Genomic DNA, 13,790 nt, shown 5'->3' with positions numbered 1-13,790 from the left:
GGTGACACACTAGGGTGGAAACTTTTGGACGCTGTTTCCACCCCTAATCTGGTAAGTATTGCACGCTGTTTGACAGCAAGGGGTGGAGTTTCCCAGCGCGACACCACAGGTTATGCGCGCCGAGCGCACCTTTTGGGAGAAGGCCACGGCGATACACGTTTTTTGCGCGCAGGGCGAGTTTCGCGGTGGTGACCGCTTCGCGCGTCACTGGCACGACGTGACGAGGCTGGACGCTGCCGGCTTCGCCGCCGCAGCTATCGCGGACAAAGCTCTCGCCCGCGCGGTTGCTGATCACAAGAGCGTGTTCTTTGCAGAAAAGAACACGCGCGGCGACGCCATCAACTATCACGCAGCGGTCGCAGGTGGGCTCCAGCTTGTACCGGATGACGGCGCGTTGGCCAAATTGGCAACCGACTATCAACACATGGTCGATGACGGCTTATTCCTCGATGACGCGGAGCCATTTGAATCTCTGATGGAGCGATGCCAAGCGATCCAACAAAGGGCCAATGCAAAACAACCACCACAATGAAATTCAATTGATATCCATCGAGCATCGGATACGAAATTCGACGAACACACGCTGATGACCAGCGATTTCTCGGCCAAACTACCGGTTATCCATTCAGCGAGGACGGTCCAATCGGTATTCTTCGACCGGAACATCGACGCGCCACGCCTGACGCGGATAGGCGATGAAATCATGATCGTAGTGGTCGAGCCGGCAATATATCTCCGCCACTGGCAGCGTTGTCACGTAGACCGCAAGATCCGTCAGATCGTAGAACTCCGCGTGATGGGCCGCATACCAGATCGCCTTGTCGAGCGATGTGGTCCACGACATTCCCATGCTAAGGACAGAACCGGCGCAGCCGCGAAACAGGGTCACCCGACCACCTGCCGCCACAGCGCCCAAATTGCCTACTGGCTTGAGTTCAAGCAGACGATCTCGGTCGCATGCATCGAACACAGCCTTGAGCATCTCAACGCCATACTCTTTGAAATTGGACGCATGCACATAAGCATCCAGCCACGCCGCTTCGAGCGCCTTCATAGATGCGAGCCGGCGATAGTTCCGAACGATGAACTCAAGGCTTTCCGACGGAATATAACCATGGAAGTTGTCACCACTCGCGATGGCCGCTTGCACATTGCTCGCGGCCAGTGCAGTCAGCCCCGTGAAGTCGAGCCCATCCGTTGGGGACCCGGCCTCCACTAAACCGCCCCTCCGGCACGTATAGCGGGACCGATCATGCCAGTGCCTCATCAGGCTGGCCGGGCAGCGCGACGACATTTTCCGCGCTGAACCAATCCGTCAGCTTGGTCATGGCATTTGGGCTCAGAAACTGTGTGAAGAGCAGCGCTAGGCGAACCTTCGGCCGAGAGCAAGCGACGTAGAAAAGATTTCGATTATTTTCGTAAAACTCCAACTTGTCGGCCGGTGGGCCGGCGTCGCTCCATGCGAGCATCTGGGCGAAATCGTACTTATTCCAGCCTCTGCCGACGACCACGAGGACATTCTCAAACTCGGCGCCCTTCACGCCATGTTTCGTTGCAAACGGCGTATGGCCATCAATGAATCGGTCTAGCGCTATAACCTCAGCGTAAGAGACGGCCCGCAGCTTGCGCAACTGGGTGACACGCCGTGACTCTCCCTCGACAGGTTCAGGCCCCGTTTCCACCAGCCTTCTTTCGCGTTCCTCCACCGCCTCGGGAAGCCGCATGTGTGGCTGCGCAGCGATAAAGTCGATCACCTCACCAATCGATCCAGAAAGCCGTAGCGCGATCAACTTCACCATCGCGTCAGCCCATGCGACCTTGTCCATGTGCTTGCGGATACGCGGCATGCCCGCGCCGAAGCACTCGAACATCTCGCCGTAACGCCGCGCTTCGAACGCCGCGCAAGCCGGTTCAAGCTGGTCGGTCAGAAACTTGATATAGGGATCATCTTTCTTCAGCCAGGGGTCGTTGAACTGACCGTAAATCGGCGGAATGCTCGCGTATCCCTGTTCGCGAGCCAGAACGCTATGGCTGAGCATGAGTATCTTCGTCTTCCCAACTGCGAAATCCCAGCCCTCGCCGCTGAGCCGTCTCTTGATGTGACCGAAATAGGCTCTGGCCGCGTCGGCGCTGGTATCGCCTGTCCAGTGGCCGCCGCCCTGTCCCGTGCGCCGGACTCCTTGCCATGCATTGGTGTGGAATACGCGCGCTTCGCCTGGCGCGTCAGGGTCACTCACCATCTGCGGCAGATCGGGGCGCATACGATTCAGCATCTGCACGATCGGGGCCACCGAGCGGAAATTGGCGTTCTTGTCGATTACCTCAAGCGCGGCATGCTCAACCGAGCCGCATCCGTCGCCATAAATTTTCTGCCAATGATCGCCGAACAACCCAATCAGTGGCCCTTCGCCGCGATCGAGAAACCAAATCTTAAGTGCGTCAACAAACGCTGCGTCGGTGTCCTGGTACTCGTCAATCAGGAGCACCGGGTAACGTGCGGTTAGCACCGCCCGAAACTTCGGCAGTGCCATGACGTGAATCATCAGTGCAAGCACATCCTCATGCCGGATCGTGACCTGCTCTTCCCCCACGCTTGGGAAGCCAAGCTCATAGTGCACCCGTCGAGCGCCGATGCCACCAGTTGGCACCAACCTCTCCGCCCATCCGGGCAATCCGGGCACAATCGCGCGCAGGGTCGTCTGAAAATCCTGCAGGATTGACCAGCAAAAGCCATGGACGGTCTCTGACCGCACCGCCGGATGTGCTCCGATACGCGAAAGTATCTCGTCCTTGGCGACGTTCGTGTATGTGATGCAACCAACCTGCTGACGCTGGCGAAGAAGCTCTGAGCCGCGTTGGTCAATCAGTCGACGAAGCGCCTTGTCGAGCGAATAGGTTTTGCCCGCACCGGCGCCTGCCTCCAAACGAAAGCTCCTCCCCTCGTCGAGGCAAAGAAACATCCGTTCAAGCGCGACGCGGCCGGCGGCATCGGCGGGACTTTCGACACCATCAACCATTCTCGTCTTCCTCAGCGACATTCAGGGCGACACCGACCACTTCGGCAACGATTGCGACAGCGACAGCGGGTGGCGGCTCCAGGGCGGCAAGGTTGCCGTGAGCTAACCAGCGCAAGCCCTCCGAAATGTAGCGGGGCACGTTCCAGTCCGTGTGCTCGATAGCGTGCTCCAACGCAAACGTCGACTTTTTCTGCTCTGCGGCGTGCTCATAGGCGAGTTCCGCAGCATCCCCATCGCCAAGTGGAAAGCGGCCGGGATTTGCAAGAATGAACGCATCTTCAAAGCTACGCGCGCACGGCCCGCCGTCTGCCTCGGGGATTTGGTAGGCGAGTCGGCGAACGCCGACCATTTTTTCGACCGACGTCTTCGCCAGCAATGCGGCTGGCGAAACATCATTTTCGAACCAAGCCTTGATGCAGCCGTTGCTCGTGAATTCGCCCCCCGCAACGGGCACTGCCACGCGCTTCCCTTTCTCGTTGGCTTTCACGGCGTCGATGTCGGTGATGATCAGTGTGCGTAATTCAAGGAAGGTCAGAAGATCAAAAAACCGGTGCGCGTAAGCGCCCCCGACCTCCATCACCGTTAAATATTGGCTCGCCAGTTGTGGCTCGCCGGCAGCGGCGGCGTCAGTCTTGCGAATCATGGCCGGAAGCAGGAGCCGCTCCGAGGTGCCCTCGATGAGGACGGCCTTGTCGGCGAAGAACAGATCACACCGAGTCAGTGTCAGATACTGGTGCAAGAACTCCCGGTCGGGCGCTGGCGCGTCGCCCATTCCCTGTCGCAAATCTTTAATAACCGACCGGCGTAGGCCTTCGCCATCCGGCACTGACAGGAAATAGCGCATGGATTCGAAACGTGCTTCGTTCGCCATGTGCGGTGAATGGGTGGACACGACGAACTGCACCGGCCAAGGCCGGTTCTCGTTGAGCTGCGCCACGAACGCGCTCGTGATCTGGTCGAGCTGGCGGATGAAGACCTCCTGCATTTGCGGATGCAGATGGGCCTCCGGCTCCTCAATGAAAACTAGATGCACCCCAGCCGCCGCCGGGGTCGCCTGATACTCGCGAAAGAAGCGCAGCAACTGCAGGAGCATATAAACGAGGTTGCGCACCCCGAGGCCGTTGTATGTCTCGGGCAATGTGACGCCGTTCACACCCAAATAGCGAACCTTGGTGTGGTCATTGAGCAGCTTATCAACATCAAAGCTGGTTTCGGTAACTAGGCCGGGGTCGGCTAACCCCGGATAGCCGAAAAGATCGAACGTGGGCAGCAAGGAAGTCAGCTTCGCATTAAAGCCGGCATGCAGGTCACCCTGGATCTGCTCCACCGCCGCTTTCAACTGTTCGGCAGTCGTGCGTTTTTCCGGATCAAGTGGATCAGTCAATGCCGACTGGAAGAGCACTTCGACGACTTTGCCGAGCACATCGCGCTCGCGGTGGGTGTCATCGTCCAATCCCCGCTGCGCGTTAATGAAGCCACCGCGAACCAGCGCGGTGAGCGTCTTCGGCTCTAGGGTCTTGCGATTGGTTGGATCGTTAGGATCGACCGCCTCAAGTGAGGATGCATAAGCGCCCGGCAACCGGCTCCCGAGCGCGCGAAACAGAGTGATACGGTCGGCGGCCATATCTTCGCCGGCCGCGACGATCCCGGCGAACAGTGATTCGATTGCCGTCGATCGCGGACCAAAAGTGAGAACCAGCCGCGCCTCTGAACAGTCTGGATTGAGATCAATGATGCAGTCGCTGAGCGGCCCTAGATCGGGCGCATCTACATCATAGGAAATGTCGAGGGTGATTCTGATCGACGGGAGGTGTCCGAGCACATCGGAGGCATCTGCGCCGGCCCGAAACGCAGCGAATGCTGTCCAAAAGCATTCATGACAGCCGAGGGAGAAATCCTCCAGCCGAAACGTCGGAGTCCGTTCGGAAAGTAGCCGACGGAACAGCTCAGCTATTGAGGTCTTGCCGCTGTTGTTGCGGCCGACGATCAGCGTCGTCCGCTCTTCTAATCCTATCGCGACACTCCGCAGGAGTCTGAAATTTTCAATCTCTACATGCTTGATGCGCATTTAATTTTTCTCCCCATTCCCATGTCTATGAAGCCAGAGGATTTCAGATCATTAAACCGACGGCACAATGACATTATTTCGATTAGACCTCGATGACGATCTGCTGCGCGATCGCGTTGTACAGATCGACTTCCATCTGTTCGGTCCGAATCGACACGATCAGGCTGTAACGAGCCGGCAGGTCGTAACGCTCCAGCGCGGGCCGCGTGCGCCACCATCCGGCCGATGGGTACACCGCAATGAAGCCTCGACTGGCGAGTTCGGCGGCAGTCCCCTCCCAAACATCCTGATGCAAGGAGCCTCGGTGGCGCTGCCGATCGCCCAAGTACCAATTTGGATCTTTTGGGTTGACCGGGTCGCCATCATCTTCCCGCTCAGCGGCGGCATTGACCCGTGCAACAAAGTCCTCCGTGGTCGCATCGAGCGGGCGCTGAACATCGAAACGCAAACGGTGCGACGGATAGTGGAACTTCGAAGCAATACCGCGCGCGGAAGGATTAGGTTCAATGAAATACGACAAGGTGACGCGCATCTGCACTTTGGCGTTCTGCAACGCCTCCAATTGCTCTTTGGGCCACGGCAGCGCATGCAAGTTCATGTCACGACTCACGATCCCTTTCTTTTTGTCCTTCACATAGGGATGGACCAAGTCTTCAACCACCAGGGTCAGCGAGTTGCTCGCGCTCCACTGCGCACGCTCCAGATCAGGCGTACCCCACCCACAGTGGCGGATCAGGTCGACATAGTCGTTCTTGTTCGCCGGCCGATTGACGGGCAGATACATCCCCCGCATCGCGTCACTCCATTCGGCAGAGTGGACGATCAGGGCACGAATCGTTTCCGGACGCAGTGCGGGATAAGCACTCATGAGCTGTGCCGCCATCCGTGCGCACAGGGCCGAAGCGGCGCTCGTCGCATTGGTCGTCGTCAGCAAGCGCTCGTCTGGGCGATGATGCGTGGTGAGCAAATTGAGGCTCGGCATGCCCGCAGCGCCGAACGCATCCCGACTGACATTGCCGCCCTCCAACACCACGTCAGGCTTCAGTGGCCAAGCACCGTCCCAAGTCCGTGATGTGGTGGTGTAGGGGCTCAGTCCACCTTCCGCAGCAATGGCCTCAACGGCAGCATCTTCGGTATCGATCTTTTCGGTACATGCACCCACGGTAATGGCGTTCCACGCCTGCCCAGGATCATGGACCAAGTTGGTCGACAAACTGGCGGGATAGGCCATCCAGGCATCGTGCTGGTTGGTATTTCCTGCCGATAGGATAAAGAGCCTGGGAAACTGTCCAGCCCCGTCAGCATCAGCCGCCAATCTATCCACAGCGGACGACCACGACGATGGACGTCCGCGATCTCGATAGTCCGAAGCGGTTACGGCCGATGTGAAGACGCGACGGCGCAGTGGCGCTGCAATCTCCGGGCGGCTTACCCCTTCGGCGAACAGATAAGCATGATGCTTCGCAGTGCCTGGGTTGGCGCCATCATTTGGCGTGAGTTTGACCGACTCGATACGGTGCTGTGTGCGAAAAAGATCATTAGCCCCGAGCTTGTCTGTCAGGTCACCGTGTGCCACCAGACCGGCTAACCCGGTGCCGTGATTTGCCCGGTCATCCACACCCCACTCCGGTTCGACCGTGTGCAGATCGCCGCCCGCCAAAAAAGGGGCCAGCAGGGGATGACCACGGTTGACCCCCGAGTCCAGAAGACAGACATAGGGAACCTCATCACCATCGCCTGCAAATTGCGTGCGGTCCACCAGGTCATTCACCCATTGCCGCTGCTCGTCCACGCCCATGCCGTCAAAGAATTCAGCCGTATCCTTGGCCCTGCGCAGTTCCGCCACGCAGTTGAGCGTCATCACCGACGCGGAGAACTGCTCTTGTGAGCCGTACATCAGCAAGACCGTGCGTTCCGGAAAATTGGCCTGTGCAGGGCCAACGACGCAACCGGCCAGCTCCGCGACCTTCTTAAAATCCGCCACCACATTCTGGCGTTGGCCGACTGCGCGCGCTGGAAGCCAGACCTCCCACCAGAATGCTGCGGCCGGGTCTGCGGGTAGCAGCGCGGGATCGTCCGTCCACAGGGCACGCAACTCCGCAACACGAATCGATGCAATGGTGTCGAGCAAGGGGCGGTGGTCGATGGCGTCGCCGTTCTTGTTCTTCTTTTCTTCGAGGTATGCAGTTACGTACTTCTCAAAATGCTCTAACTGGCCATCGGGAACAAATACGTTGGCGAAAGTGATATCACCTTCCTTGCTAACACTAAGCAGTTCGATTTTCTTTGTGCTGTTCGCAAGGCTCTCAAAGGCCAGCTCGACCTCGGGTTGGCTGACAAACTGGATCTGCAAGCCCAGCCCGCCTTCCAGTCCTTGCTGCTGCTGCGCGGCGATCGTGGCGGCGGCAACCGGCTTCAATGCAGTGAGCTGGTTCCGAAGCGATTGGCCATGCTGTTGTCGAGGCAGTTCAGGCACGGTCTTACGCCCACCCCCATTGGGTGTGTGCGCCGTGAACGCAAGCGGCTTGGCCGTGTTGTGCAGTACGAGGTGCGGACGCTTATCGTGAGGTTGATCCGGCATGGCTGGACGTTGTCTTATTGTTATTTGCCAGCTTTTGGCTGAGCTGTCGGCGCTCCAGCAACGCGAGACTCAGGCGTTCTTGCGTGGTGCGTTCTTCGTCATGCATAACCGCTTCTTTAATCGCATCATCTACGGCGCGGCGGATCTCAGCGTAGCTAAGCCCTTCGGCTTTAGCGGCGAGTACCTTGAGCGGGAACGGTTTAGGTACGAAACCGCCCAAACGCGAGCGAATTAGTTCGCCCGCCTGCGCCACTGTCGGGAGGTGATATTCGATCATGTCGTCGAAACGACGGAATAAGGCGTGGTCTAGAATTTCCGGATGGTTGGTTGCGGCGATGATGAGACTGTTCGACTCGTCGTGCTCGATCATCTGCAGAAAGCTGTTGAGCACACGCCTAATCTCGCCGACATCGTTGGCTAGCCCACGCTGCGATCCGATCGCATCGAACTCATCAAAGAAATAGACCCCACGCACCTCAGCAATCGCATCGAAAACCTGACGCAGCTTCGCAGCGGTCTCGCCCATGAATTTGGTGATAAGCGCGTCCAACCGCACCAGGAACAAAGGAACGCCCAGCTCGCCGGCCAGCACCGATGCCGTCATCGTTTTGCCCGTACCGGGAGGCCCCACCAAAAGCAATTTGCGACGCGGCGACAGGCCATGCTCACGAATACGCGCGAACAGGCGCTGCTCCTTCAAGATGCGGTGCAGTTGCTCCGATGCCTGCACATCAAGCACCATGTCCGCAAGCCGATTCTTTGGGTAAGTTACACCGAGCAGATTGGCGAGTTCGCCGCGCGGTCGGGCAAGTGGAACCAGCTTGCCTGGTTCGCCCGGTACCACACGGGCCTTCGCTGCATCGATCATATCGCGCAGTTCTTCCGCCAGTTTTCCGTGCCCGACCTTGGCTTCGTGGGCGGCCACTTGCATGGCGACGGAATAAAACTGACCGTCATCCCGGCTGATATGGGACTTCACCAGAGCTTTCAATTGTTCCGCGCTAGCCATGCCGTCCCTCCCTTGAAGTATGTGCGGAAGCACGTCCGAGGAGACTCTCCCCGTCGATGCCAAGCAGCGAGTCCTTCATGCGGCCACCGTAATGCCGGCGGAATCGGTGCAGCGTGCAGGTCGAATCACTATCTCGACGTGCTGGTCGAGCGATACGAGCGCCTGCATTAGACGCTCAAGGGAAATGTTCTGGAGCTTATAGCGCCGAACCTGGGACACCTTGGGCTGCGTCATACCAATGATGGCGGCTACTTCGGTCTGGCTGAGGTCGCGCTGGTCGATCAAGTCATTGATCTTGACAGCGAGCACGGCCTTCGCGGACAACTCTTCTCCGCCGTCGATCCCCAGATCGACAAGCACGTTGTCCGTCCCTGTATGGTTTTCGCTGCTTCGCATCATGATCTCCGGCTTAACCCACGTGAGGCAACCATATATTTTGGCCGCGTTCAGAGCAATTGGTGCCCTCGTGCCGGGAATTATATCCGTCCGGGTATAGCCTGACAAGCATAACGTGATTAAACATATGCAGGCGCGGACACCCTTGTTGCTCACTCAGACTAGCCGTTATAGCGTCGGTCAGGTAGAAAGCACCCGACGACGATTTGCCGTTTTAATTTTTCCCTACCGATATTCGACAAAACAGCAATATTTACTGTGCAGTGAATTTTGTTGAGCGATGCCGGGCGTCCCGGCGTAGCCGCCGTCGGGCTCGCGGGCGTTGCCCCGCGCCTCGTGCCGAGTCACGGCCATTCGGCATTGATCCCTGACGCCTCCGGCCCTTTGGGCCTGCGCGCGCCGCTTGCCGTTAAGGCGGTGGAGTGTGTGGGGTGGTCTTGCTGTTCCCTTCAATGTACCACGCCGTTCTCGCCGTCAAGGGCTGCGCGTGCGCTGCACGCTGGCGTCCATGCGGCCGTCTGCGACCCCTGACTGCTTGCGCTGCGGCGTGTTCCTCCGGTTCCAGGCAATTCCGCCCGATTCGAACTGGAGCACGATCATGTCGCAACTTACTCATTCTCTCGATTCTTCCCTTCTCGTTCGCGATGTCACGGGCGACTACCGTCCTGCCAATGCCGACGAGGTGTTGCAGGCTGCGCAGCGTGTACTCGCAGGACAAATGCGCGACTGCGAGGTCCTGAACTCGCCGCAGGTGGTGCGCGACTTCCTGCGGGTGAAGCTGGGGGCACTGGAGCACGAGGTGTTCGCCGTTATCCATCTGGATGCACAGAACCGTGTCATCGAATACGTCGAGATGTTTCGCGGCACGGTGAGCCAGACATCGGTGTATCCGCGCGAGGTGGTCAAGGAGTCCCTGGCCAGGAACAGCGCTGCGTTACTGCTGGTGCATAACCATCCGAGCGGTTCAACCCAACCGTCGCGCGCCGACGAGATGCTCACGCAGGCGCTGAAGTCGGCACTGGCGCTGGTGGACGTGCGAGTGCTGGATCACCTGATCGTCGCTGGTGGCGATATCCTGAGTTTTGCCGAACGCGGGCTGTTGTAGCCCGAGGGGGCATTGCCCCTTTTTTTGCTGCGTCCTTGACGTGCAGTAAAGGCTGCGCGCTACGCTTGCCTCCAGGGGTCGGCTGACGCCCACCCCGCCGCGCAGGCTTGGCGCCCCGCAGGACCGCCGAACAGGCTGCGCCTGATCGGCCAGTACACGGTGCAGTTTTCGCGCTACGCGCTTTGCTTACTTCCAGTCAGGCGTGCTTGCAGCACGCAGTGGCGCTCGCCGCGCGGCGTTGGATTCAGCGCATCGCCTGGCCCATCGACCGCTGTTCGTCTTTCCCCAAGTTCATCGCTTTTTCCCGCGACCTTAGCCCGCAGTGCCTGGCCGTCAAGGCGCACAGGGCCGAGTCCTCGCTGTGCCGCGGGCCGCACCAACCCTGCGCTTCTTCCTTGACGGCCAATCCCTCGCAGGCCCGGTTTTTCGCGGGCGATGAACTCAGGAAAGACGGCGGCAAACAGGGACCGGCCCAGGTCTCCGCGCCGAAACAACCAAAGCCACAACGGGCTCCGAATCTTGGAATCCGGTCAGCTTTGAAACCACAGCTTCAATCACAGGAGAAAGACCATGCAACTCAGTTCCCGTTTCGCTTCCCGCTCCCCCGTGCTGCGCGCCGATCATCCGCTGTCGGATGACCAAATCCGCACCGTGGCCCCGTCCATCTTTGCCGACGACAAGCACGAAAGCCGCTCAGACCGTTACCGCTACATTGCCACCGGCGCGGTGTTGTCCGAACTGCGCAAGGAAGGATTCCAGCCCTTTATGGTTTGCCAGACCCGTGTGCGCGATGAAGGCAAGCGCGAGCACACCAAGCACATGGTGCGCCTGCGCCATGCCGACCAGATCAATGGCGCGGAGGCCAACGAAATCATTTTGCTGAACTCGCACGATGGCACCAGCAGCTATCAAATGTTGGCGGGCATGTTCCGCTTCGTCTGCAAAAACGGCTTGGTGTGCGGCGATACCGTGGCCGATTTGCGCATCCCACATAAAGGCGATGTGGTCGGACAAGTGATCGAAGGCGCGTTTGACGTACTGGACGGTTTCGACCTTGTGCGCGAACGCCGCGACGAGATGCGCGCCATTACGCTGGACCGAGGCGAGGCCGAAGTGTTTGCCCATGCGGCGCTGTCCCTCAAGTACGATGACCCGACCACGCCCGCACCCATCACCGAATCGCAACTATTGACGCCGCGCCGCCGCGATGACGACCGGCCCGATTTGTGGAGTGCTTATAACCGCGTGCAGGAGAATTTGACGCAAGGCGGATTGCACGGACGCACCGCCACCGGACGCAGGCACAGCACCCGGCCCATTCAAGGCATTGACCAGAACGTCAAGATCAACCGGGCTTTGTGGATGCTGGCCGAAGGCATGAAGCGGCTCAAGGCTTGACCGGCTGAATCAACGAGGGGGCGCAATGCCCCCTCGACATTGGAGGCACACGGGGCAACGGCGGGCGGCCAGGCCGCCGTGCGCCCATCCGTTCCGTCTGGGCGCACGGCGGCGGTCGCTACGCGACCACTCGATGGCTGTAAGTGTTCGCCATCGTTGGCATGAGGAACCAACCGATAGGTGCCAGATGCTTCGCATTGGGCAGTTCGACGCTCCTGTCTGAATTGTTTTTGCGTCTCCCGGCACGGCCGGGCCGCGCTGTCGTGCATGGCATCGAGCCGCCATAGCGTCTCGCCCCTCTCGGGCTTCCATCGTTCCCTCCCTGGGGTCGGCTGACGCCTGCGCACTGCGTTTGCCCTCCAGGGGATCGGCTGTGCAGCCCATCCCCGCCGCACTGTGTTTGGCGCCCCTGCAATGCCGCCGAACAGGTGGCACCTGATCGGTCAACCATCCATCTAGGCGTGCCTTTGGCACGCAGTGGCGCTTGCCGCGCGGCGTTGGTTTCAGCGCATCCCCTGGCCCATCGACCGCTCTTCGTCTTTCCCCAAGTTCATCGCTATTTCCCGCGACCGTAGCCCGCAGTGCCTGGCCGTCAAGGCGCGCAGGGCCGTGTCCTCGCTGCGCTGCGGGCCGCACCAACCCGGCGCTTCTTCCTTGACAGCCAGTCCCTCGCTGGCCCGGGTTTTCGCGGGCGATGAACTCAGGAAAGACGGCGGCAAACAGGGACCGGCCCAGGTCTCTGCGCCGAACCAACCAAAGCCACAACGGGCTCCGAATCTTGGAATCCGGTCAGCTTTGAAACCACAGGAGGCAGCGCATGCAGACATCGACACCGTGAAATCGACAACGAATTTTTCTTCATCCATTTTTATTTTCAACCTCCCGCGAGGGATAGGAGCTATCACCATGAACACCATTACCCATCAAGAAACCCAAGCACTGCACGCGGCAGTTTTTACCCCTGCCGCAGCTACCATTGCGGCATACGACCTGCTGCTGATTCCGCTGTCGCAGTTGCGGCCTTCGAGCCGCAACGTGCGCAAGAGCGGCGGCGCGTCGATTCCCGAGCTTGCATCAAGCATTGCCCGCGTCGGTCTGCTGCAAAATCTCACTGTCACCGCGTCGAGCGATGGTGAGCATTACGAAGTCGTCGCAGGTAAGCGGCGTCTGGCAGCGTTGAAGCTGCTGGCGAAGCGGCGCAAGCTTGCCAAGACCCATGAAGTGCCTTGCCTGTTGGTGCCGGATGCGTCGGCACGTACCGTGAGCCTGACCGAGAACGTGCAGCGCGAAGCCATGCACCCCGGCGAGCAGTTCGAGGCGTTCGCCGCGTTGGTGGCCGAAGGTCGGCCTGTCGAAGATATTGCCGCTGATTTTGGTGTGACACCGCTTGTGGTGCAGCGCCGTTTGAAGCTGGCGAATGTCTCGCCGCGTCTGCTGGCCGACTATCGCGCCGATACTGTCACACTCGACCAGTTGATGGCGCTCGCCATCACGGACGACCACAGCGCACAGGAGGCGGCATTCTATGACGCGCCGCAGTGGCAGCGTAGCGCACAGGCGCTGCGCGAACACCTGACCGAACGCGAGATCGACGCCACGCGCGATGCGCTGGCGCGCTTCGTTGGCATCGAAACCTACGAGGCCGCAGGCGGTGGGGTGCGGCGCGACCTGTTCTCGGACGACACACGGGGCGTGTTCCTCTCCGATGCGGCATTGCTGGATACATTGGCGCGAGACAAACTTGCAGCCGCTGCGGACAGTACCCGTGCAGAAGGTTGGGCATGGGTCGAAACGGTGCCACGCATCACATCGGCGGAACTGCACGGCTTCCAGCGTGCCCGCCGTGAGCGGCGCACGCCAAACAAGAGCGAGGCCAAGCGCATCGCCAAGCTGCAATCGCGGCAACAGGCCATCGACGACAAGCTGAATGCCGACGATGCCGAGGACATCGCGGAGGAAGAAGCCTCGCCCCTCTATGAGGAAAGCGACAAACTTGGTGCGGAACTCGACATCATCGAGCAATCGCTGTTGGTGTTTGCACCCGAGGTGCTGACGATGGCCGGGGCTATCGTAGCTGTCGATCACGCGGGCGAAATCGCCATCCATCGCGGCCTGCTGCGTGAGAGCGAGGCCAAGGCATGTCAAACAGCGTTCAATATTTACCACCTGTCAGCGTCCAAATTTTTCCATTTTATCGGCTTGTTCAGAACGATTTT

General features: G+C 59.6%; 12 protein-coding genes. 4 read left to right on the top strand and 8 right to left on the bottom strand.

The features are described 5' to 3' along the window. Positions 1-82: 82 nt before the first annotated feature. A complete protein-coding gene (locus QN395_RS19975) occupies positions 83-532 on the top strand; it encodes a nucleotidyl transferase AbiEii/AbiGii toxin family protein (RefSeq protein ID WP_323492808.1) in 450 nt (149 codons plus the stop codon). Positions 533-625: 93 nt separating this feature from the next. Here QN395_RS19975 and QN395_RS19970 read toward each other — a convergent pair whose 3' ends face one another. From QN395_RS19970 to QN395_RS19945, 6 genes are all read right to left on the bottom strand, one after another. Next, complete coding sequence (locus QN395_RS19970; protein ID WP_323492807.1) at positions 626-1,216, bottom strand: hypothetical protein; 591 nt, start codon at positions 1,214-1,216, stop codon at positions 626-628. Positions 1,217-1,250: 34 nt separating this feature from the next. Next, entirely contained in the window at positions 1,251-3,017 is a 1,767-nt protein-coding gene (locus QN395_RS19965) for a UvrD-helicase domain-containing protein (RefSeq protein WP_323492806.1), read from the bottom strand. Beyond that, on the bottom strand, positions 3,010-5,085 hold the full coding sequence (locus QN395_RS19960; RefSeq protein ID WP_323492805.1) for an ATP-dependent endonuclease: 2,076 nt from the start codon (positions 5,083-5,085) through the stop codon (positions 3,010-3,012). The genes QN395_RS19965 and QN395_RS19960 overlap by 8 nt, the downstream gene beginning before the upstream one ends. Before the next feature lie 82 nt (positions 5,086-5,167). Then, the gene (locus QN395_RS19955) at positions 5,168-7,561 is read right to left on the bottom strand and encodes a S8 family peptidase (protein WP_323493130.1); all 2,394 of its coding nucleotides are present in this window, start codon (positions 7,559-7,561) and stop codon (positions 5,168-5,170) included. Positions 7,562-7,643: 82 nt separating this feature from the next. Then, a complete protein-coding gene (locus tag QN395_RS19950) occupies positions 7,644-8,675 on the bottom strand; it encodes an AAA family ATPase (RefSeq protein WP_273121871.1) in 1,032 nt (343 codons plus the stop codon). 75 nt (positions 8,676-8,750) lie between these two features. Beyond that, positions 8,751-9,071: a helix-turn-helix domain-containing protein gene (locus QN395_RS19945; protein ID WP_323492809.1), complete on the bottom strand. Its 321-nt coding sequence runs from the start codon at positions 9,069-9,071 to the stop codon at positions 8,751-8,753. A 598-nt stretch (positions 9,072-9,669) separates the two neighbouring features. Between QN395_RS19945 and radC the strand changes: the two genes are divergently transcribed. Then, a complete protein-coding gene (radC, locus tag QN395_RS19940) occupies positions 9,670-10,176 on the top strand; it encodes a RadC family protein (protein WP_323492803.1) in 507 nt (168 codons plus the stop codon). 173 nt (positions 10,177-10,349) lie between these two features. Here the strand turns inward: radC and QN395_RS19935 are convergent, their stop codons facing one another. Continuing rightward, on the bottom strand, positions 10,350-10,553 hold the full coding sequence (locus QN395_RS19935; RefSeq protein ID WP_323492802.1) for a hypothetical protein: 204 nt from the start codon (positions 10,551-10,553) through the stop codon (positions 10,350-10,352). Between the two features lie 193 nt (positions 10,554-10,746). On the opposite strand from QN395_RS19935, the gene QN395_RS19930 reads away from it, so the two are divergent. Further along, on the top strand, positions 10,747-11,574 hold the full coding sequence (locus tag QN395_RS19930) for a DUF932 domain-containing protein (protein ID WP_323492801.1): 828 nt from the start codon (positions 10,747-10,749) through the stop codon (positions 11,572-11,574). Positions 11,575-12,077: 503 nt separating this feature from the next. Here QN395_RS19930 and QN395_RS19925 read toward each other — a convergent pair. Then, the gene (locus QN395_RS19925) at positions 12,078-12,440 is read right to left on the bottom strand and encodes a hypothetical protein (RefSeq protein ID WP_323492800.1); all 363 of its coding nucleotides are present in this window, start codon (positions 12,438-12,440) and stop codon (positions 12,078-12,080) included. 40 nt (positions 12,441-12,480) lie between these two features. Here QN395_RS19925 and QN395_RS19920 point away from each other — a divergent pair. Then, positions 12,481-13,790: ParB/RepB/Spo0J family partition protein (locus QN395_RS19920; protein WP_323492799.1), on the top strand; the 1,310-nt coding region annotated here is incomplete at its 3' end.

The organism is Undibacterium sp. RTI2.2 (assembly GCF_035018705.1).
GTDB lineage: Bacteria > Pseudomonadota > Gammaproteobacteria > Burkholderiales > Burkholderiaceae_D > Undibacterium.
This window is presented reverse-complemented; position numbering and strand designations above follow the sequence as displayed.